Genomic DNA, 21,685 nt, shown 5'->3' with positions numbered 1-21,685 from the left:
AGCCCGTTTCTGAGCTTTTCCAACACAGTTAGTGGAGAGATCACCTTGGTAGAGTACGTAGTTTCCCTCGATAAGCTCGGCAAACACGATGTTGAGCATGTGGGGGGCAAGAACGCATCCCTGGGCGAGATGATCAGCAACCTCGCAGGTGCGGGCGTATCGGTCCCTGGTGGCTTCGCCACGACAGCTCAGGCTTATCGTGATTTTCTTGAGCTCAGTGGCCTGAACGAGCAGATCCATGCCGCGCTCGACGCGTTGGATGTCGATGATGTGAACGCCCTGGCCAAGACCGGCGCACAGATCCGCCAGTGGATCATGGAGGCCGAGTTCCCCGAGCGCCTCAATACCGAAATCCGTACCGCTTTCGCCGCACTGTCGGCGGGCAATCCGGACATCGCCGTGGCCGTGCGTTCCTCGGCCACTGCTGAAGACCTGCCGGACGCCTCCTTCGCCGGCCAGCAGGAAACCTTCCTCAATATCCGTGGCGTGGACAACGTGATTCGCGCCGCCAAGGAAGTGTTCGCTTCCTTGTTCAACGACCGCGCCATTTCCTACCGCGTTCACCAGGGTTTCGACCACAAGCTGGTGGCCCTGTCTGCCGGCGTGCAGCGCATGGTGCGTTCTGAAACCGGCACCGCCGGCGTGATGTTCACCCTGGATACCGAATCGGGCTTCCGTGACGTGGTGTTCATCACCGGCGCCTACGGCCTGGGTGAAACCGTGGTCCAGGGTGCGGTCAACCCGGATGAATTCTACGTCCACAAGAACACCCTGGCCGCTGGCCGCCCGGCGATCCTGCGCCGCAACCTGGGCAGCAAGGCGATCAAGATGATCTACGGCGACGAGGCCAAGGCCGGTCGCTCGGTGAAGACTGTGGACGTGGACGCCGCCGATCGCGCGCGTTTCTGCCTGAGCGACGCCGAAGTCAGCGAGCTGGCCAAGCAGGCGATGATCATCGAGAAGCACTACCAGTGCCCGATGGACATCGAATGGGCCAAGGACGGTGACGACGGCAAGCTGTACATCGTGCAGGCCCGTCCGGAAACCGTGAAGAGCCGCACCCAGGCCAATGTCATGGAGCGCTACCTGCTCAAGGAAACCGGCAAGGTGCTGGTGGAAGGCCGGGCCATCGGCCAGCGCATCGGCGCCGGCAAGGTGCGGATCATCAGGGACGTGTCGGAGATGGACAAGGTCCAGGCTGGCGACGTGCTGGTTTCCGACATGACCGACCCGGACTGGGAACCAGTGATGAAGCGCGCCAGCGCCATTGTCACCAACCGTGGCGGGCGTACCTGCCACGCGGCGATCATTGCCCGTGAGCTGGGTATTCCTGCGGTTGTGGGTTGCGGCAACGCCACCCAGTTGCTGAAGGATGGCCAGGGCGTCACCGTTTCCTGCGCCGAAGGCGATACCGGCCTGATTTTCGAAGGCGAACTGGGCTTCGACATCAAGCAGAACTCGGTGGACGCCATGCCGGAGCTGCCGTTCAAGATCATGATGAACGTCGGCAACCCGGATCGTGCCTTCGACTTCGCCCAGCTGCCGAATGCCGGCGTGGGCCTGGCCCGCCTGGAATTCATCATCAACCGCATGATCGGCGTGCACCCCAAGGCGCTGCTGAACTACGCCGGGCTGCCGCAGGAAATCAAGGACAGCGTCGACAAGCGCATTGCCGGCTATCACGACCCGGTGGACTTCTACGTCGACAAGCTGGTTGAAGGCATCAGCACCCTGGCGGCTGCCTTTACCCCGAAAAAGGTCATCGTGCGCCTGTCGGACTTCAAGTCCAACGAATACGCCAACCTGATCGGCGGCAAGCTCTACGAGCCGGAAGAAGAGAACCCGATGCTGGGCTTCCGCGGTGCTTCGCGTTACATCAGCGAATCCTTCCGCGACTGCTTCGAGCTCGAGTGCCGCGCCCTCAAGCGCGTGCGCAACGAGATGGGCCTGACCAACGTGGAAATCATGGTGCCGTTCGTGCGTACCCTCGGCGAGGCCAGCCAAGTGGTTGACCTGCTGGCGGAAAACGGCCTGAAGCGCGGCGAAAACGGCCTGCGCGTGATCATGATGTGCGAACTGCCTTCCAACGCCATCCTGGCCGAGGAATTCCTCGAGTACTTCGACGGCTTCTCCATCGGCTCCAACGACCTGACCCAGCTGACCCTGGGCCTGGACCGTGACTCGGGGATCATCGCGCACCTGTTCGACGAGCGTAATCCGGCGGTCAAGAAGCTGCTGGCCAATGCCATTGCCGCCTGCAACAAGGCCGGCAAGTACATCGGCATTTGCGGCCAGGGGCCTTCGGACCATCCGGACCTGGCCAAGTGGCTGATGGAGCAGGGAATCGAAAGCGTGTCGCTGAACCCGGATTCGGTACTGGAAACCTGGTTCTTCCTGGCTGAAGGCCAGGGGGCGGCGTAAGAGATGAACCAGGAGCCGGTCGTTCGCAAGGCTGGCCGGCTCTTGAAGATTCAAGCAGGGCGCGCTTCTTCTGGATGCCGCCCTTTTTTGTGCAAGAAGAATATGCAAAGCAGCAGCAACCTATTTCCCGTCGCCTTGATCAGCGCCGAGCGTCGAGGCGACCTCAGCGAAGATGTCTATCGCTTGAAACCCGGCAACAGTCCCGACTCCTCGGTGGAGCTGGCCGTCACCCGTCTGGGTCTGGCCGACGAACCCGAGGCCCGGGGCGTGCCCGTGGTCCTGTTGCATGGCAGCTTTTCCAACCGGCGCTTCTGGTTCTCGCCCAAGGGCATTGGCCTGGGGGCCTACCTGGCGCGCGCCGGTTTCGATGTGTGGATTCCCGAAATGCGCGGCCACGGCCTGTCGCGACGCAATACCGATTACCGCAAGAACCGGGTGGCCGACTACGCCCGCTACGATCTGCCGGCGATTGCCGCCTTCGTGCGCGAGCAAAGCGGGCAGATTCCCCACTGGATCGGCCATTCCCTGGGCGGCACTACCCTGGCTGCGGCTCTGGGCGGGCAGTACCTGGGTGAGGTGGCGGTGGCTTCGGCGGCGTTCTTCGGCACCCAGGTCAGTCGTATCTACTGGCCCCTGAAGGTGCCGCTGGTGGAGTGGGGCGGGCGCTTGATCATCAAGCGTTTTGCCCAGCTGTCCGGTTCGCGGCTCAAGCGCGGGCCGGAGGACGAGCCCATTGGCCTGGCCCTGGAAAGCATGCGCTGGCACGGCCTGTTCGGCCGTTTCGGCGATGCCGACAAGGACTGGTGGGCCGGCCTGGCCGAGGTTCGGGTACCGGCATTGGCGGTGAGTGCGGCCGGTGATCACCAGGACCCGACCTGGGCCTGTCGCAAGTTGTTCGAGCAACTGGCCAGTGAACAGAAGCAGTTTGTCTGCCTGGGGCGTGAGCAGGGCTTCAGCAGCAATTTCGGCCATGTCGAGATGCTGGTGAGCAAGCCGGCGCAGGCCGAGGTCTGGCCGCTGGTGGCGCGCTGGCTCAAGGATCAGCACAGTCCCCTGGTGGCTGGAACCGCCGAACAGCTGGCCGTGGTTTGAGGGGTGGGTGCAGACCAGGGCATTTCGCTGGATAGCACTTGCGGCTAATATATGACGAATTGTGTTGTTCTGGTCATATTCGGTTTTTGAGTCGTTTTTCAGTTCTGCGGTCTTGTCCGGGAAAAACCTGACAGACCGCTCAACTACCCGGGCAGGCCGGTTAAACATCTGCCGCCCGGGCTCGTTTTTCAACGGGCTGTCCCTGGAATCACCGACACCTTCAATCGTGTTCTTTCTGCTACAGGAGTTTCTCGATGAATCATTACCTCACTCCCGACCTGTGCGATGCCTACCCGGACCTGGTGCAGGTGGTTGAACCCATGTTCAGCAACTTCGGTGGTCGCGATTCCTTTGGTGGCGAAATCGTCACCATCAAGTGCTTCGAAGACAATTCGCTGGTCAAGGAACAGGTGGAACTCAAGGGGCAGGGCAAGGTGCTGGTGGTCGATGGCGGTGGTTCCCTGCGCCGTGCGCTGCTGGGCGACATGCTGGCCGAGAAAGCGGCGAAAAATGGCTGGGAAGGCCTGGTGATCTACGGCTGCATCCGCGATGTGGACGTCATCGCCCAGACCGATCTCGGAGTCCAGGCTCTGGCCAGCCATCCGATGAAGACCGACAAGCGCGGTATCGGCGATCTGAATGTGGCGGTGACCTTTGCCGGTGTGACTTTCCGTCCGGGCGAGTATGTCTACGCCGACAACAATGGCGTGATCGTGTCGCCAAGCCCACTGAAAATGCCTGAATAAACCGGCGACCTGACAAGGGATGAGGATGTTCGAGGAAGAAAACGCGCAATGGGGGCTGGTGCACGCCCTGGTGCTGGATGGTGAAGGCGGTGCGCGTTCGATTGCCCGGACTGATCTCGACGATCTGCAGCTGCAGGCCCATGAAAGCCTGTGGCTGCATTGGGATCGCAGTCATCCGCAGACTCAGACCTGGCTGCGCCGTTCCAGCGGCCTGAGCGAGTTCAGCTGCGACCTGCTGCTGGAGGAAAACACCCGGCCGCGGCTGCTGGCCTTGCCGGACTCGGAACTGCTGCTGTTTCTGCGGGGTATCAACCTCAACCCGGGGGCCGAGCCCGAGGACATGGTCTCGGTGCGCATTTTCGCCTCCGCCCAGCGGGTGATCTCCCTGCGTCTGCGGCCATTGCGGGCTACCGATGAGCTGCTGGTGCAACTGGCCGAGGGCAAAGGGCCGAAAACCTGCGCCGAACTCCTGCTGTACATGGCCGAATACCTGACTCACAAGGTGCAGAATCTGGTCAGCGACCTCTCCGAAGTGGTGGATGGTGAGGAAGAGCAGCTGGATTCCGACGAACGGTATACCCCGGAACATGGCAGCGTTTTGCAGATCCGTCGCCGAGCGGCCGGGCTCAAGCGTTTCCTGGCGCCGCAGCGGGACATCTTCTCGCAGTTAAGTCGGATAAAACTGCCCTGGTTCGCCGTCGACGACGGTGACTACTGGAACGAATTGCACAACAGCCTGACCCGTTACCTGGAAGAGCTGGAACTGACCCGAGAGCGCGTGGGGCTTGTGCTGGAGGCCGAAGACCGGCGCTTGAGCGTGCGCATGAACCGCACCATGTACCGCTTCGGTATCATCACCGGGATCTTCCTGCCCATGAGCTTTATCACCGGCCTTCTGGGGATCAACGTGGGCGGCATTCCGTTTTCCGCCAGCCCCTATGGCTTTATCGTCGCCTGCCTGCTGCTGGTGTCGGTGGCCCTGGGGCAATGGTGGTTGTTTCGCCGTTTGCGTTGGGTGTGATGATGCGGCATGTGACCCGAATAAATCTGATCGCGTCTTTCCCAGACATCACCTGAGGTGCGTATGCACGATCCTTTTGAACAGTCCTTGCGTGACATGCTCAAAGCCTCGCCATCGAGCCGCGATGACGATGCCTGCCTGGGCCGCGTACTGAAAACCGCCAACCGCCAAGTGGGGGCAGGGGATCTGTTCAGCCTGCTGGGCCGTTGGCTGCCGGCGCTGATGATCGCCCTGAATAACGGATCGGCGCATATCGCGCCGGTTTCCCGCCGTAAATCCACTGCACGCACTGCTGATAAGGCTGATTGAATATGGAACTGGATCTCTGGACGCAGAGCCTCGTCACGGCGATGACCGCCTTGTGGACCAAGGTAGCGAACTTCATTCCCAACCTGTTCGGCGCACTGGTGGTGCTGTTGCTGGGCTTCGTGGTGGCCAAGCTGCTCGATACCCTGCTGTCAAAACTGCTGGCCAAGCTGGGCCTGGATCGCCTGATGGGCGGTACTGGCTTGACCAAATTGCTGTCCCGCGCGGGCCTGCAGGTACCGATCTCGACCCTGATCGGCAAGATCGTCTACTGGTTCGTGCTGCTGATCTTCCTGGTTTCTGCTGCTGAATCCCTTGGCCTTGAGCGAGTTTCGGCTACGCTCGACATGCTTGCGCTGTATTTGCCGAAGGTGTTCGGTGCTGCGCTGGTGCTGTTGGTGGGAGTTCTGCTGGCGCAACTGGCCAATGGCCTGGTGCGCGGCGCGGCGGAAGGCGTAGGCCTGGATTACGCCAGCGGCCTGGGGCGCATTGCCCAGGGGCTGGTGATCATCATCAGTATTTCCGTGGCGATCAGCCAGTTGGAGGTCAAGACCGACCTGCTCAACCATGTGATCGTCATCGTCTTGATTACCGTTGGTCTGGCCGTTGCGTTGGCCATGGGCTTGGGAAGCCGGGAAATTGCCGGGCAGATTCTTGCTGGAATCTATGTGCGTGAGTTGTACCAGGTTGGGCAACAAGTGCGTGTTGGAGAGGTCGAAGGCCAGATCGAGGAGATCGGCACGGTTAAAACTACATTGCTGACCGAGGAGGGTGAGCTAGTCTCACTCTCCAATCGGATCCTGCTGGAGCAGCATGTAAGTAGCCGCTAACCCGGCAAACCCTGCTAATGTATGCCGCCGCAAAATGCCCCCACCGGGCTGCGGCGGACATTGACCTGACTGTCGGCACGACTCGTTTTGAATAAAGCCCAATCGCTATCTACGCGCTATGACCCCCGCGAGCTCTCTGATGAGGAGTTGGTTGCGCGCTCACATACGGAGCTGTTTCACGTAACACGCGCCTATGAAGAGTTGATGCGGCGCTATCAGAGAACGCTATTTAATGTTTGTGCACGTTATCTGGGGAACGATCGGGATGCGGATGATGTCTGTCAGGAAGTGATGTTGAAGGTGTTGTATGGCCTTAAGAACTTTGAGGGTAAATCGAAGTTCAAGACATGGCTATATAGCATCACGTACAACGAATGCATCACGCAGTATCGCAAGGAGCGGCGTAAGCGTCGGTTGATGGATGCATTAAGTCTTGATCCCCTCGAGGAGGCCTCTGAAGAGAAGGCCCCGAAACCCGAGGACAAGGGCGGGCTTGACCGTTGGCTGGTGCACGTAAACCCGATTGACCGGGAAATTCTGGTGCTACGATTTGTCGCAGAGCTGGAGTTTCAAGAGATAGCGGACATCATGCACATGGGGTTGAGCGCGACGAAAATGCGCTACAAACGAGCTCTTGATAAATTGCGTGAGAAATTTGCAGGCATTGCTGAAACTTAGTTCGGCGCAAATATCTCTTACGTCTAGGTGAGTTCTGATAGACTTACCGCCGAGTTGTCCCCCGGTATGTGGGACTGCTTTACAATCACCAGATGGGGATTTAACGGATGAAACTGAAAAACACCTTGGGCATTGCCATTGGTTCTATTGTTGCCGTGACTTCGTTCGGCGTTCTGGCGCAAGGCCAAGGCGCGGTCGAGGGTGAACTGTTCTACAAGAAGCAGTACAACGACAGCGTCAACCACGTTGAAGACGGCTTCAACCCTGGCGCATCGATCGGTTACTTCCTGACCGACGACCTGTCGTTGAACGCTACTTACGACACCACTAACCACACCCGTTCCAACGACGGTACTGGTAACCAGAAGATCAAAGGCGACAACTTCGGCCTGAACGCTCAGTACCACTTTGGTACCGTGGGTGACGCTCTGCGTCCATACGTTTCCGGCGGTGTTGCTCACAAGAGCATGACCAACGTGATCGCTGACGGTCACAGCGGCCGCGACCAGTCGACCTTCCTGACTGCAGGCGCTGGCGTGAAGTACTACTTCACCGACAACCTGTTCGCCCGTGCTGGCGTCGAAGCTGACTACAAGCTGGACAACGGCAAGTGGGACTACGCTCCGACCATCGGTCTGGGTGTGAACTTCGGTGGTAGCGGTGGCAAGGTTGCTCCAGCTCCAGTAGCTCCAGCACCTGCTCCAGAGCCAGCTCCAGAAGCTCCGGTTGCTGAAGTTGTACGTGTTGAGCTGGACGTGAAGTTCGACTTCGACAAGTCGGTCGTCAAGCCAAACAGCTACGCTGACATCAAGAACCTGGCTGACTTCATGAAGCAGTACCCACAGACCACCACCGTGGTTGAAGGTCACACTGACTCCGTAGGTCCTGACGCTTACAACCAGAAACTGTCCGAGCGTCGTGCAAACGCCGTTAAGCAAGTTCTGGTTAACCAGTACGGTGTTGGCGCTAACCGCGTTCAATCCGTTGGTTACGGCGAGTCCCGCCCAGTTGCCGACAACGCAACTGAAGCTGGTCGCGCAGTTAACCGTCGCGTAGAAGCCTCGGTTGAAGCCCAAGCTAAGTAATTAGTCTTGTAGCTTGGAAGAACCCGGCCATGGCCGGGTTTTTCTTTGCCTGGAATTTGCCACTCCGCAGGGCGCGGCTCAGGCCTGCTGCACACAAGCCTGGATGGTCGAGGCCGAGGCAGCTACGGCCCCTATCACCAGAATCGCCGGGCTCTTGAGGTGGAAATCCAGGGCATCGTGCTGCATGGCCGCCAGGTGGCTGCGGCATTCTCGCTGTTCGGGTAGCGAGGCGTTCTCGATCATCGCCACCGGGGTATCCGGTGCCAACCCACCGGCCAGCAGTTGCTCGCCGATTTCTGTCAGTTTCGCCACTCCCATATACACCACCAGGGTCGTGCCACTTTGCGCCAGCGCCTGCCAGTTCAACGGGCTGTCGTCCTGGGTGTGGGCGGTGACCAGGGTCACGCCACGGGCCACGCCGCGCAGGGTCAGGGGAATATCGCTGTTGGTGGCGCCGGCCAGGCCGGCGGTGATGCCATTGACCAGCTCCACCTCGATGCCATGTCCGCGCAGCCAGGCGGCTTCCTCGCCACCGCGGCCGAAAATGCACGGATCGCCGCCCTTGAGGCGTACCACGCAGCGTCCTTGGCGGGCGTAGCGCAACATCAGGCGATGGATAAAGGCCTGGGGCGTGGAGCGGCAGCCGCCGCGCTTGCCCACCGCTATCACCCGGGCCTTGGGGCAGTGCATAAGCACAGCGCTGTTCACCAGGTCATCGATCAGCACCACATCGGCCTCGCCAAGCGCGCGAACGGCCTTGAGGGTCAAGAGTTCCGGATCTCCGGGGCCGGCACCTACCAGCCAGACTTTTGCGTTCATCGATTCTCCTCATGGGGTAGCGGCGACAGGGTGCCGTGGAGCCGCCAGCAGGCGCTTGATCTCCGGCACGCAAGAGCCACATTGGCTGCCGCAACCCAGTTGCTGTTTCAGTTGATCGAGGTCCAAGCCCTCGGCGATACCGGCGCAAACCGCGCGGTAGCTGAGGTTCTTGCAGTTGCACAGAGTGCGATCCTGGGTGCCGTCCTGGCTGGCGGCCCCTGGCGGGGTACTTAGCGGCGCCAGCAGCCAGCGCCGCAGTTGCTGGTCGGCGCGGCCTTCGCGCCAGAGTTCCTGCAACCAGTGCTGGGCCAGGGTTTCTCCAGCCAGGCGGATGCTGGTGATGCGTCCCTGTTCGATGCGTACACGCTTGCCGATGGCACGCCGTGGGTCGTCGTAGGCCAGCACCGGTCCGCCGTCGAGGCCCAGTTGCTGGTCGATGGCCTTGAGCAATGTCGCCGCCGGTGCTTGCTGGTGGGCGGCGCGAATCACCAGGGCCGGGCGTTCGCGGCCGGTCAGGCCGAAGCTGACATAGGCAAAGGCTTCACACAGGGGGCGCAGCACACGAAAGTGCGCCTGCACATCGCCCTCGATCAGCGCGAACAGATGCCAGGGCAGTTGCACCGGCTCCAGGCGCACCCCGCTGTGCTTGAGTTCGGGCTGCTTGGACAACGGGTCGAAGGCAGGCTGGGTCAGCGCATTGACCCCGCCCTTGAGAAAGCGATCGCCCCAGTGCATGGGCAGGAAGGCCTGGCCGGGGCGCACGCTGTCATCGCCGGCCACGGCGACTATCAGGCTGCCCCGGCGGCTTTTCAGGCTCACCAGATCGCCGTCCCGCAGTCGCTGGCGCCGCAGTTCGTCCGGATGCAGGCTCAGCAGCGCCTCACCCACATGGCCAAACAACTGCGCCGCCGTTCCTGTTCGGCTCATGCCATGCCACTGGTCCCGCAGCCGGCCGGTGATCAGGGTCAGGGGAAAACGTGCATCACGCTGTTCCTTGGCGGCCACATAGGGGTCGCTGATAAAGCGCGCCCGGCCGTTGTCGGTGGGGAACAGGCCGTCGCCATACAGGCGTGGCGTGCCTTGGGTGGCGCCTTTGGGGAAGGGCCATTGCTGCGGGCCCAGGCGATCGATCAGGGCATGGCTGAGGCCCGACAGGTCCAGGTCGCGACCTTGGGTCAGCTCTTTGTATTCATCGAACAGCTGGGCGGCGCTGCTGAAGTCAAACAGGCTGGGCTGGCCCGGGCGCAGATGGCGTTCCAGGCGCTGGGCGAAGTCCACGGTAATCGCCCAGTCCGGCCTGGCCTCCCCGGGAGCGCTAACCGCCTGGCGTACGTGGGAAATCCGTCGTTCGGAGTTGGTCACCGAGCCTTCCTTCTCGCCCCAACTGGCGGCCGGCAGCAGCAGATCGGCGAAGGCCGCGGTTTCGGTGTTGGCGAAGGCCTCCTGCAGCACCACGAACGGGCAGTTCTGCAGCGCGGCTTGCACACGATTCTGGTCCGGCAGGGATTGCGCCGGATTGGTGCAGGCGATCCACAGGGCCTTGATTCGGCCGCTGTGCACCTGCTCGAACAGCTCGATGGCGCTCAAGCCCTGGTTGGCCGGCAGTTGCTCGACGCCCCAGTAGGCGGCGACTTCGGCGCGATGCTGAGGGTTGGCCACCTCTCGATGCCCGGGCAGCAGGTTGCTCAGGCTGCCGGTTTCGCGACCGCCCATGGCATTGGGCTGACCGGTCAGGGAGAAAGGCCCGGCACCAGGGCGGCCGATCTGCCCGGTGGCCAGGTGCAGGTTGATCAGCGCGCTGTTTTTCGCGCTGCCGGCAGTGGACTGGTTCAGGCCCATGCACCACAGCGACAGAAAGCTCGGTGTAGTGCCGATCCACTCTGCACACTGCTGCAACTGCTCGACGCTGATACCGCACATCTGCGCCACCAGCGGCGGGCTGTAGTCACGCACCAGCGCCTTCAATTGCGCCAGGCCTTGGGTGTGTTCGCGGATGAAGTCCCGGTCGATCCAGTCTTCCCACAGCAGCACATGGAGGATTCCATGGAACAGCGCGACATCGGTGCCGGGGAGGATTGCCAGGTGCAGGTCGGCCAGGTCGCAGCTGTCGGTGCGACGGGGGTCTATCACTATGACCTTCATCTGCGGACGCAGGCTCTTGGCCTGTTCCAGGCGACGAAACAGCACCGGATGGGCGTAGGCCATGTTACTGCCGACGATCATCACGCAGTCGCTCTGCTCCAGGTCCTCATAGTTGCAGGGCGGAGCATCGGCCCCCAGGCTGCGCTTGTAGCCCACCACCGCCGAGGACATGCACAGCCGCGAATTGCTGTCGATGTTGTTGCTGCCCACCAGGGCCCGGGCCAGCTTGTTGAAGGCGTAGTAGTCCTCGGTCAGCAACTGCCCGGAAATATAGAACGCCACGCTGTCCGGGCCGTGTTCGGCGATGGTCCGGGCAAACACCCCCGCGGCATGCTCCAGGGCGCTGTCCCAGTCACAGCGGCTGCGGGCCAGCTGTTTGCCCAAGCGCAGTTCCGGGTACAGGGCGCGGGCCTCGGGGTCGCCGGTGAGGTGCAGGCTGGCGCCCTTGCTGCACAGCCGGCCGAAGTTGGCCGGGTGCGTCGGGTCGCCACTGACCCCGAGGATCTGCCGGCCGTCATGCTCGATCAGCACGCCGCAGCCGACCCCGCAGTAGCAACAGGTGGAGGCCGTGCTCTGGCGCTCCATCATCCGGCATCCCGCAGGGCCAGCTGCACCCGGCCACTTTCCACCCGCGCCGGGTGATGGTGGGCGCAGCCGCTGTCCGGGGCTTGGGCTTCGCCGGACTGCAAATCGATCTGCCAGTTGTGCAGCGGGCAGGCCACTCGTTTGCCGTAGATCAGCCCCTGGGACAGCGGCCCGCCCTTGTGCGGGCAGCGGTCGTCGAGGGCGAAGACCTGGTCATCGCTGGTGCGGAAGATCGCGATATCGCCCTTGGGGCCCTTGATGATGCGCGAGCCCAGGGTGTTGATTTCCTCCAGGGCGCAGATATCCAGCCAGTTCATGCCGACACCTCCAGTTGCTTCACGGCAATGGGCTCGAATTCCTTTTTCAGTTGCGGTTGGGCCAGGCGTTCCTGCCACGGGTCCTGCTCGAAGGACAGGGAGAACTGCAGGCGCTGGTTCAGTGCGCGACGGCGTTCCGGGTCTTCCAGCACGGCCTTTTTCACATGCTCCATGCCCACCCGTTGCAGGTAGTGCACGGTACGTTCGAGGTAGAAGGCTTCCTCGCGGTACAGCTGCAGGAAGGCACCGTTGTATTCGCGCACCTCTTCGGCGGTCTTGAGCTTGACGAAGAACTCGGCGACCTCGGTCTTGATCCCGCCGTTGCCGCCGATGTACATCTCCCAGCCGGAATCCACGCCGATGATGCCGACGTCCTTGATCCCGGCTTCCGAGCAGTTGCGCGGGCAGCCGGAGACCGCCAGCTTGACCTTGTGCGGCGACCACATATTGAACAGGTCATGTTCCAGGTCGATGCCCAGCTGGGTGGAGTTCTGTGTGCCGAAGCGGCAGAACTCGCTGCCGACGCAGGTCTTCACGGTGCGGATGGACTTGCCGTAGGCGTGGCCGGAGGGCATGTCCAGGTCCTTCCAGACCCCGGGCAGGTCTTCCTTGCGAATGCCCAGCAGGTCGATGCGCTGGCCGCCGGTGACCTTGACCATGGGCACCTGGTACTTGTCGGCGACATCGGCGATGCGCCGCAGCTCCGAGGGGTTGGTCACCCCGCCCCACATCCGCGGCACCACCGAATAAGTGCCGTCCTTCTGGATATTGGCGTGGGCCCGTTCGTTGATCAGCCGCGACTGCGGGTCGTCCTTGGCCTCTCCGGGCCAGGTGGAAATCAGGTAGTAGTTCAGCGCCGGGCGGCAGGTGGCGCAGCCGTTGGGGGTGCGCCAGTTGAGGTAGCTCATGGCGCCGGAGATGGTCAGCAGGTGCTGCTCGCGGATTGCCTGGCGGATCTGTCCGTGGTTCAGGTCGCTGCAGGCGCAGATGGCCTTTTCGCTTTTCGGCTTGACGTCCGCCGCGCCGCCCACGGTGTTGATCAGGATCTGCTCCACCAGGCCGGCGCAGGAACCGCAGGAGCTGGCGGCCTTGGTGTGTTTCTTGACCTCGTCGACGCTGAACAGCCCCTGTTCCTGGATGGCCTTGACGATGGTGCCCTTGCACACGCCGTTGCAGCCGCAGACTTCGGCGCTGTCGGCCATGCTCATGGCCTTGTCCTGGCCCTGGTGGCCGACATCCCCCAGGGCCTGTTCGCCGAACATCAGGTGATCGCGGATTTCACCAATGCCGTGCTGTTCGCGGATCTGCCGGAAGTACCAGCCGCCGTCTGCGGTGTCGCCGTACAGGCAGGCCCCCACCAGCACGTCGTCCTTGATCACCAGCTTCTTGTACACCCCGCCGATCGGGTCGGCGAGGGTGATGGTCTCGGTGCCGTCGCCGCCCATGAAATCGCCGGCGGAAAACAGATCGATGCCGGTGACCTTCAATTTGGTCGAAGTCACCGAGCCCTGGTAGCGGGCGAAGCCCAGCTGGGCCAGGTGGTTGGCGCAGACCTTGGCCTGCTCGAACAGCGGCGCCACCAGGCCGTAGGCGATGCCCCGGTGGCTGGCGCATTCGCCGATGGCGTAGATGCGCGGGTCATAGGTCTGCAGGGTGTCGTTGACCAGGATGCCGCGGTTGCAGGGCAGGCCGGCGCGTTCCGCCAGTTCGGTGTTGGGGCGGATGCCGGCGGCCATCACCACCAGGTCGGCAGGAATGATCTCGCCATTCTTGAACTGCACCGAGCCGACCCGGCCATTGCCGGCATCGATCAGGGCCTGGGTCTGTTCGCTGAGGCGAAACTTCAGCCCGCGGCTTTCCAGGGCGCTTTGCAACAACTGGCCGCTGGTCTGGTCCAGCTGCCGCTCCAGCAGCCATTCCCCCAGGTGCACCACGGTCACGTCCATGCCTCGCAGCTTGAGGCCGTTGGCGGCTTCCAGGCCCAGCAGGCCGCCGCCGATCACCACCGCGTGCGTGTGGGTCTTGGCGGTGTCGATCATCACCTGGGTGTCGGCGATATCGCGGTAGCCGATCACGCCCTGCAGGTCCTTGCCGGGAATCGGCAGGATAAAGGGTGTGGAGCCGGTGGCGATCAGCAGGCGGTCGTACTCGGCTTCGCTGCCATCCTCGGCGATCACCCGGCGGCGGATGCGGTCGATCTCCACCACCTTGCGGTTGAGCAGCAGCTTGATGTCGTGGTCCAGGTACCAGTCCAGGTCGTTGAGGACGATGTCCTCGAAGGTCTGCTCGCCGGCCAGCACTGGCGACAGCAGGATGCGGTTGTAGTTGGTGTGGGGCTCGGCGCCGAAGACCGTGATGTCGTACAGGTCGCTGCTGAGCTTGAGCAGCTCTTCCAGGGTGCGGACCCCGGCCATACCGTTGCCGATCATCACCAGCTTGAGTTTCTTCATGGGCTTCTCCGGAGTCCAGGCGCGGCAGTGAGGCCTGGCTCGACAAAATTCATGCAAACAAAAAAGGCGTCCCGTCAGTGGCCTGACGAGGACGCCTTTGTCCGATCCCGTTCTCTCGGGAAGCCTGTCTTCGTCGTTGAAGGCCAGGCTTGATGTCTGTTGCAGGAAACAATGCAGCGCTTGTGCCAAGTTGCCCGAACCCTGGTTTCAGTGGGCTTTGCCGGGTGATTTCGCGGCCCAGGCACTGCGTGTTGCACCGATTCAAGGCAGGCCGCACTTTTTCGGCGCCGTATTCAACGCAGCAGCAGTACCAGCAGCACCAGGTTGAGCAACAGCGCCGCCAGGGCCAGGCCGCGCCAAGTCTTCAGCGGTTCGCGCTCCAGCAAGGGCCGTGGCCGGGTGCTGAGGCTGCGGCGCTCGCCCTGTTCCAGCACCAGCAGCCATTGCTCGGCGGTTTCATAGCGTTGTGCCGGGTTGCTGTCGAGTGCGCATTCCAGGCTCTGTTCCAGCCATTCCGGCAGGTCCGGGCGATAGTGTCCGGGGCTGGCCGGCACGCCGAAGCGCGGGCGCTGGAAGGCTTCGATCTCGCCGTGGGGGTAGTGCCCGGTAAGCAGGAAATACAGGCTCACGCCCACCGCATAGAGATCCTGTTGAGGGCTCGGGGGCTCGCCGTTGTAGGCTTCCGGCGCGATAAAGCTCGGGGTGCCGGGCAGCAGGTGCGAAGGGTCCGCCGACAACCCGGGGCAGTAGGCCAGGCCGAAATCCAGCACCCGCAGTTCGCCGTCGTCCCCCAGCAGCAGGTTTTCCGGCTTGAGGTCGCGGTGCAGGATTTGCCGCCGATGCAGCAGGCCGATGGCCCGCAGCAGGCGCTCGGCGAGGCTCTGCCACTGGTCCAGGGGCAGCGGGCCCTGGGCCTGGAAGAGTTGCGCCAGGGTCCGGCCGGGGTATTCGCGCATCAGGTAATACAGGTACTGGCGCCCGCTGCCGCCATGGACCTGGGGAAAGTGCCGGCCGGCGATGCGCCGCAGCAGCCATTCCTCGGAGAGCAGCGCCTGGCAGGCGGGCAAGTCGTCACGCAGGTTTTCGGGCAGGGTTTTCAGCAGCCAGGCCTGTTGCTGTTCATCGCGTACCCGGTACAGCAGGGATTGCTGGCTGTGGCTGACCAGCGCCTCCACCTGCCAGCCCTCGAAGCGTTGCCCGGGCTTGAGGGGCGGCGGCAAGGGCCACTGCTGCAGGTGCAGCAGGGCATCGCCGATGCTTTCTTCGCCCAGTTGCTCGACCCGTACCAGCAACGCGCTGGCGTTGTCCTGGCTGCCGGCCAGGTGCGCCGCGCTGACCAGGGTGTTGACCGCGCTGTCCGGCTCAGGCTGGTCCCGCAGGATGGCGGCGATGGCGCTGTCGCCCAGGGTGGCCCAGACCCCGTCGCTGAGCAGCAGGAAGCTTTCGCCCTGGCGCAGTTCGCCGTCGAGGAAGTCCACGATCAGGTGCTGGTCCAGGCCCAGGGCGCGCTTGAGTACGTGCTGCATGCCCGGTTGCTCCCAGACGTGGTCCTCGCTGATGCGTTGCAACTGCCCCAGGTGCCAGCGATAGACCCGGCAGTCGCCGACATGGGCCAGGGTGAAGCGCCGCCCGCGCAGCACCAGGGCACTGAGGGTGGTGAGCAGGGGCTGGCCGCCGCCGTTGGCCTGCAGCCAGCGGTTCTGTGCCACCAACAGGCGTTCCAGGGCTTCGGCCACGGCCCAGGTTTCCGGGGTGGCGTAGTAGTCCAGGGCCAGCGCCTGCAAGCTCGAGCGTGCAGCCAGGCCGCCATCGGCGCATTGGCTGACGCCGTCGGCGATGGCGAACAGCAGGCCCTTGCTCGCCGCCAGCTCCGGCACCGGGGTGACCCGGCGCAGGGCGTCCTGGTTCTCGCTCCGTGGCCCGATGGCGCTGGCCTGGGCGTGGCTCAGTTGCAGACCCATAACGCGCTCAGACCCGTGCCGCAGTCACGGCCGCCGAGCCCCAGGTGGTTCTCCAGCGACGCTTGACCCCATGCAGGCCGAACCAGGCGAGCACCCCGAGGCTGGCGAACAACCACAGCGCCAGTTGATAGCTGCCGGTGCTCTGCTTGATTGCGCCCATGCCCGCGGCCAGGGCAAAGCCGCCGATGCCGCCGGCCATGCCGATCAGCCCGGTCATCACCCCGATTTCCCGGCGAAAGCGCTGGGGCACCAGCTGGAATACCGCACCATTGCCGGCACCCAGGCCCAGCATGGTGCACACGAACAGGGCCAGGGCGGCGTAGGAACTGGGCAGGTTGAAACCCACGATGGCGATGCACAGCACCGCCACGCTGTACATCGCCAGCAGGGTGCGGATACCGCCGAAACGGTCCGCCAGGGCGCCGCCCAGGGGGCGCATCAGGCTGCCACCGAAGACGCAGGCGGCGGTGTAGTAGCCGGCAGTCACCGGGCTCAGGCCGTACTGGTCGTTGAAGTAGCCGGGCAGGGCGCTGGCCAGGCCGATGAAGCCGCCGAAGGTCACGCTGTAGAAGAACATGAACCACCAGCTGTCCCGGTCCCCCAGGGCCTTGAAGTAGTCGCCCATGGATTTGGCGCGCGGGCGTTCGGGCGCGTTGCGCGCCAGCCAGGCGAACAGCGCCAGGGTCAGCAGCAAGGGGATCAGGGCGAAGCCGAACACATTGCTCCAGCCATAGGCCGCCGCCAGCAGCGGGGCAATCAGGGCCGCGAACACGGTGCCGGAGTTGCCGGCCCCGGCGATGCCCATGGCCTTGCCCTGGTGCTGTGGCGGGTACCACTGCGAGGCCAGGGGCAGGGCCACGGCGAAGGAGGCCCCGGCCATGCCCAAGAACAGCCCCAGCAGCAGGGCCTGTTCATAGCTGTGGATGCCCAGTTTCCAGGCGCCGAACAGCGCGCCGATGACGATCACCTGGCCGATCAGGCCGGCGCTCTTCGGCGTCAGTCGATCGGCCAGCAGGCCCATGATGAAGCGCAGCACTGCCCCGGCGAGGATCGGCGTGGCCACCATCAGCCCGCGTTGCTGGGTGCTCAGGTGCAGGTCGGCGGCGATCTGCACCGCCAGGGGGCCCAACAGGTACCAGACCATGAAACTCAGGTCGAAATACAGGAAGGCCGCGAACAGGGTCGGGGTGTGGCCGGATTTCCAGAAGCTTGAATTCATCGCGCACCTCAGCTGATAAGAGTCGTTGGAATCGTCTTGAGCCTGCAGGTGGAGCGCCGCCACGGCCGCGCCACCGACCCCGTTCAATGGGGCCAAAACGCAAAAAACGTCGGCACCCGGCTCGCGGTGGGCGAGCAGGGGGCGCGACGTCTTTGTCGTAGGTGGGCAACCGCCGTTGGTTACCGGTGTGGATGGGATAGCAAGAGCCGCGCCAATCCGCGGCGCGCTCAGCCCAGCAGTTCCTGCATGGCGATGATCTGTTCCGCCACCTGGATCAGCTTCTGCTGTTTGCTCATGGCCTGGCGTCGCATCAGGGTGTAGGCCTGTTCTTCGTCACAGTCCTTCATCTTCATCAGCAAGCCCTTGGCCAGTTCGATGCGCTTGCGCTCCGCCAGTTGCTGGTCCCGGGCCTGCAGTTGCGCGCGCAGCGCCTGGTCGCTTTCAAAGCGCGCCATGGCCACGTCGAGGATCGCTTGCAGGCGCTGTACCTGGATGCCCTCGACTATGTAGGCACTGACCCCGGACTTGATCGCCTGGCGCATTACCTGGGGGTCGTGCTCGTCGGTGAACATCACGATGGGCCGGGGTTGGTCGCGGCTGACCAGCACCACTTGTTCCATGACATCGCGGCCGGGTGACTCGGTATCGATCAGGATCACGTCCGGACGCACCGTTTCGACGCGGCCTGGCAGGTCGATGGTCAGGCCGGATTCGTCGATCACCTCGAAACCGGCCTGGCTGAGGGCAGCCTTGAGCCGGCCGACTTTCTTCGCCGTGTCGTTGATCAGCAGGATACGCAGCATGTTCGCGGGCTCCGGTCAGCGCTGGGCGACAAGGGAAGGCGTGTCGTTGAGGGCATGCAGGTGGAAGCTGCGGGCATAGGCAGCCGGTTGCGAGCCATCCCAGACCTTGCCGTCGATCAGCTGGCTGCTGCGCATGTCCTGGCCCCAGGCGGCGATACCCAGGGCCGAGGCCGCTTCGCGATACAGCTCAAGCTGCTGCACCTGGCGGGCCACGCCCAGGTAGTCCGGGTCTTGGCGCAGCAGGCCCCAGCGGCGGAACTGGGTCATGAACCACATGCCGTCGGACAGGTAGGGCAGGTTGACCGCGCCTTGCTGGTGAAAGCGCAGGGCGTGGGGGTCCTGCCAGCGGTTGCCCAGGCCATCGTCGTAGTCCCCCAGCAGCCGTGGCTCGATGCAGTCCAATGGCGCGTCCAGGTAGTCGGCGGCGCTCAGCAGGCGGGCGGTGCTGCGGCGGTTTTCCGTACTCTGTTCGATAAAGCGGCTGGCTTCGAGGATCGCCATCACCAGGGCGCGGGCGCTATTGGGGTATTGCTCGACGAAGGCCCGGGTGCAGCCCAGGACCTTCTCCGGGTGGTCGGGCCAGATCGCCTGGCTGGTGGCCAGGGTGAAGCCCAGGCCTTGCCGCACCGCGCTGGCGCTCCAGGGTTCGCCGACACAGAAACCGTCGATGCGCCCGGCCTGCAGGTGCTCGACCATCTGCGGCGGCGGCACCACTACGCTGTCCACATCCCGCAGCGGGTGGATGCCCTGGCTGGCCAGCCAGTAGTACAGCCACAGGGCGTGGGTGCCGGTGGGAAAGGTCTGGGCGAAGGTCAGCCGTGCCCGGCTCTGGTGCACGTGACGGTCCAGTGCTTCAGGAGTGGTCACCTTGAGCGCTTGCAGTTCCCGGGACAGGTTGATGCTCTGGCCATTCTGGTTCAGGCCCATGAGCACCGCCATATCGCAGGGGCTGGTGCCGCCGATGCCCAGGTGCACGGCGTAGATCAGGCCGTAGAGGCTGTGGGCGGCATCCAGTTCACCGCTGGCCAGCTTGTCCCGCAGGCTGGCCCAGGAGCTCTGACGCTTGAGGTTCAGGGTCAGGCCGTAGGGCTGGGCGAAGCCCTGGGTGGCGGCCACCACCAGCGAGGCGCAATCGGTCAGGGCCATGAAACCCAGGTCGAGCGTGGACTTTTCCGGGGCATCGCTGCCGTGGACCCAGGCCAGGGGGTTGTGGGGGCGTTCGCTCATGGGGGCACCTTGGATGAAAAAGCGTCGTACCCGCTGCCGAGCAGAGCCCGGGCGGATGCCGACGCCGTTGTCCTGAGGCCCGGGCCGCCATTGGCCCGGGTCTGATGCGGCGAGCGGTGCAAGGCATATGCCAGCGAGCCCGGGATTTCATTCTGCGCCTCGCCTGCAAGCCCCGGGCGCGGCTATAATCGGCGCCTAATTTCGCCGCCAACCGAGTTCACCCCGCCCATGTATACCCTGGCCCGCCAGCTGTTGTTCAAACTCTCCCCGGAAACCTCCCACGATCTGTCCCTGGACCTGATCGGCGCGGGCGGGCGTCTGGGGCTCAACGGTCTGCTGTGCAAGGCCCCGGCGCCGTTGCCGGTCAAGGTCATGGGCCTGGAGTTTGCCAACCCGGTGGGCCTGGCGGCCGGCCTGGACAAGAATGGCGCGGCCATCGACGGCTTCGCCCAGCTGGGCTTCGGTTTCGTCGAGATCGGCACCGTCACCCCGCGTCCGCAGCCGGGCAATCCCAAGCCGCGAATCTTCCGCCTGCCCGAGGCACAAGCCATCATCAACCGCATGGGCTTCAACAACCTGGGGGTCGACAACCTGCTGGCGCGGGTTGCGGCCGCGCAATACAAGGGCGTGCTGGGGATCAATATCGGCAAGAACTTCGATACCCCGGTGGAGCGGGCGGTGGACGACTACCTGATCGGCCTGGACAAGGTCTATGCCCATGCCAGCTATGTCACGGTCAACGTCAGCTCGCCCAATACCCCGGGCCTGCGCAGCCTGCAGTTCGGCGATTCGCTCAAGCAGTTGCTGTCGGCCTTGAGCCAGCGCCAGCAGGAACTTACCGCGATCCACGGCAAGCGCGTGCCCCTGGCGATCAAGATCGCCCCGGACATGAGCGACGAGGAAACCCAGGAAGTGGCCCGGGCCCTGCTGGAAACCGGCATGGACGCGGTGATCGCTACTAACACTACCCTCAGCCGCGAAGGCGTCGAAGGCCTGGAGCATGGCGAGGAGGCGGGCGGCCTGTCCGGTGCCCCGGTGCGCGACAAGAGCACTCACACGGTCAAGGTGCTGGCGGCCGAGCTGGCCGGGCGCTTGCCGATCATTGCCGTGGGCGGCATCACCGAAGGTCAGCATGCGGCTGAGAAAATCGCCGCCGGTGCCAGCCTGGTGCAGCTGTACTCGGGCTTTATCTACAAGGGCCCGGCGCTGATTCGCGAGTCGGTGGATGCCATCGCGGCGATGGGCTGAGAGGGGCAGAACAGTACGCGGGCATAAAAAAGGGCTCCTCGAAGGAGCCCCTGGGCCGAAGCCCGCCGCCCGGATGGGGCGTGCGTGGTTAAGTTGTCATCTATTCAAGTTTTAGGTGTCGGAATGTGCCCTGATCAGCCGACAGCGCGAAGTTCGTTGAGTCTGTGGATGCCCGCAGTGCCTGTCATACCGTCCCAGTTGTCGCCGCGTCCTTCGCGCCAGCCATTGATCCAGGCTTGGCGTACCGACGGTAGAGTAAATGGGCAAAGCTCACGGGACTTGCCATTAACGCCATACTGATAACCGCGTAGAAACGCTCTTTCCAACGGATCACGCTTTAGTCTTCTCATAGGGTGTTTCCCTCACTTGTTGACTGTCATATGTCCCGTCGACCTTCTTCTGAGGTCGGGCAGATTGTCTCTGCCGTTGGTGCTCGCTGCCGGCGTGGCGAGCCTTGATGTTGACACCGTTGCGGCGCCAACCTGTGTTGAGTTCTAACCAATAGGTCACAGCAAGTGAATGATCGTTTTGTCATAAGGACGTAACGATAATGCTGTCCAGGCCATAAGCCGGGAGCGGTTCTGTATCGGCTTTGTCATGCAAGGCCCGCAGTGCCAAGCCTCTGACTAGATGATGAGGTTAATGCTTTAGTGAGAATGTCGAACGGTTGCACTCAACTACTATTCGACGAAGGGTCGACTTATGTCATTTTGTTGCCCTGACTTTTTTATCTGT

At 63.3% G+C, this 21,685-nt stretch carries 18 protein-coding genes; 9 read left to right on the top strand and 9 right to left on the bottom strand.

Features of this window, described 5'->3' with window-relative positions; translation table 11 throughout:
* Positions 1 to 45: 45 nt before the first annotated feature.
* The 8 genes from ppsA (at position 46) to J4P02_RS10745 (ending at position 8,179) form a co-directional block, all read left to right on the top strand.
* Positions 46 to 2,421, top strand: coding sequence for a phosphoenolpyruvate synthase (gene ppsA, locus J4P02_RS10780; RefSeq protein ID WP_426189891.1), 2,376 nt, complete (start codon positions 46 to 48; stop codon positions 2,419 to 2,421).
* A gap of 102 nt (positions 2,422 to 2,523) precedes the next feature.
* On the top strand, positions 2,524 to 3,513 hold the full coding sequence (locus tag J4P02_RS10775) for an alpha/beta fold hydrolase (protein ID WP_426189889.1): 990 nt from the start codon (positions 2,524 to 2,526) through the stop codon (positions 3,511 to 3,513).
* A gap of 254 nt (positions 3,514 to 3,767) precedes the next feature.
* The gene (rraA, locus tag J4P02_RS10770; protein ID WP_011060191.1) at positions 3,768 to 4,259 is read left to right on the top strand and encodes a ribonuclease E activity regulator RraA; all 492 of its coding nucleotides are present in this window, start codon (positions 3,768 to 3,770) and stop codon (positions 4,257 to 4,259) included.
* Positions 4,260 to 4,284: 25 nt separating this feature from the next.
* The gene (locus J4P02_RS10765) at positions 4,285 to 5,280 is read left to right on the top strand and encodes a zinc transporter ZntB (protein WP_426189886.1); all 996 of its coding nucleotides are present in this window, start codon (positions 4,285 to 4,287) and stop codon (positions 5,278 to 5,280) included.
* 63 nt (positions 5,281 to 5,343) lie between these two features.
* Positions 5,344 to 5,589: a CrfX protein gene (locus J4P02_RS10760; protein ID WP_161753291.1), complete on the top strand. Its 246-nt coding sequence runs from the start codon at positions 5,344 to 5,346 to the stop codon at positions 5,587 to 5,589.
* A gap of 2 nt (positions 5,590 to 5,591) precedes the next feature.
* Complete coding sequence (locus tag J4P02_RS10755) at positions 5,592 to 6,416, top strand: mechanosensitive ion channel family protein (protein ID WP_016964357.1); 825 nt, start codon at positions 5,592 to 5,594, stop codon at positions 6,414 to 6,416.
* Positions 6,417 to 6,503: 87 nt separating this feature from the next.
* Positions 6,504 to 7,094: an RNA polymerase sigma factor SigX gene (gene sigX, locus J4P02_RS10750; RefSeq protein ID WP_426189884.1), complete on the top strand. Its 591-nt coding sequence runs from the start codon at positions 6,504 to 6,506 to the stop codon at positions 7,092 to 7,094.
* 107 nt (positions 7,095 to 7,201) lie between these two features.
* Positions 7,202 to 8,179 carry an OmpA family protein gene (locus J4P02_RS10745; protein WP_426189882.1) on the top strand — a complete coding sequence of 326 codons (978 nt, stop codon included), beginning with the start codon at positions 7,202 to 7,204 and terminating at the stop codon, positions 8,177 to 8,179.
* A gap of 78 nt (positions 8,180 to 8,257) precedes the next feature.
* Here J4P02_RS10745 and cobA read toward each other — a convergent pair whose 3' ends face one another.
* From cobA to J4P02_RS10705, 8 genes are all read right to left on the bottom strand, one after another.
* A complete protein-coding gene (gene cobA, locus J4P02_RS10740) occupies positions 8,258 to 8,998 on the bottom strand; it encodes a uroporphyrinogen-III C-methyltransferase (protein WP_426189880.1) in 741 nt (246 codons plus the stop codon).
* Between the two features lie 9 nt (positions 8,999 to 9,007).
* Entirely contained in the window at positions 9,008 to 11,725 is a 2,718-nt protein-coding gene (locus J4P02_RS10735; RefSeq protein ID WP_426189994.1) for a molybdopterin-dependent oxidoreductase, read from the bottom strand.
* Complete coding sequence (nirD, locus tag J4P02_RS10730) at positions 11,725 to 12,042, bottom strand: nitrite reductase small subunit NirD (protein ID WP_426189878.1); 318 nt, start codon at positions 12,040 to 12,042, stop codon at positions 11,725 to 11,727. The genes J4P02_RS10735 and nirD overlap by 1 nt, the downstream gene beginning before the upstream one ends.
* Complete coding sequence (nirB, locus tag J4P02_RS10725; protein WP_426189876.1) at positions 12,039 to 14,492, bottom strand: nitrite reductase large subunit NirB; 2,454 nt, start codon at positions 14,490 to 14,492, stop codon at positions 12,039 to 12,041. The genes nirD and nirB overlap by 4 nt, the downstream gene beginning before the upstream one ends.
* Before the next feature lie 293 nt (positions 14,493 to 14,785).
* Positions 14,786 to 16,453, bottom strand: coding sequence for a protein kinase domain-containing protein (locus J4P02_RS10720; RefSeq protein WP_426189874.1), 1,668 nt, complete (start codon positions 16,451 to 16,453; stop codon positions 14,786 to 14,788).
* A 7-nt stretch (positions 16,454 to 16,460) separates the two neighbouring features.
* Positions 16,461 to 17,672: a nitrate/nitrite transporter gene (locus tag J4P02_RS10715; protein ID WP_426189872.1), complete on the bottom strand. Its 1,212-nt coding sequence runs from the start codon at positions 17,670 to 17,672 to the stop codon at positions 16,461 to 16,463.
* A gap of 227 nt (positions 17,673 to 17,899) precedes the next feature.
* Complete coding sequence (locus J4P02_RS10710; protein WP_426189870.1) at positions 17,900 to 18,475, bottom strand: ANTAR domain-containing response regulator; 576 nt, start codon at positions 18,473 to 18,475, stop codon at positions 17,900 to 17,902.
* Between the two features lie 15 nt (positions 18,476 to 18,490).
* Positions 18,491 to 19,702, bottom strand: coding sequence for a CmpA/NrtA family ABC transporter substrate-binding protein (locus J4P02_RS10705; protein WP_426189868.1), 1,212 nt, complete (start codon positions 19,700 to 19,702; stop codon positions 18,491 to 18,493).
* A 228-nt stretch (positions 19,703 to 19,930) separates the two neighbouring features.
* Between J4P02_RS10705 and J4P02_RS10700 the strand changes: the two genes are divergently transcribed.
* Positions 19,931 to 20,950, top strand: coding sequence for a quinone-dependent dihydroorotate dehydrogenase (locus J4P02_RS10700; RefSeq protein ID WP_426189866.1), 1,020 nt, complete (start codon positions 19,931 to 19,933; stop codon positions 20,948 to 20,950).
* Positions 20,951 to 21,084: 134 nt separating this feature from the next.
* Here the strand turns inward: J4P02_RS10700 and rmf are convergent, their stop codons facing one another.
* On the bottom strand, positions 21,085 to 21,300 hold the full coding sequence (rmf, locus tag J4P02_RS10695) for a ribosome modulation factor (protein ID WP_016965693.1): 216 nt from the start codon (positions 21,298 to 21,300) through the stop codon (positions 21,085 to 21,087).
* Positions 21,301 to 21,685 lie beyond the last annotated feature (385 nt).

The organism is Pseudomonas sp. NFXW11 (assembly GCF_049887815.1).
Taxonomy (GTDB): Bacteria; Pseudomonadota; Gammaproteobacteria; order Pseudomonadales; family Pseudomonadaceae; genus Aquipseudomonas.
This window is presented reverse-complemented; position numbering and strand designations above follow the sequence as displayed.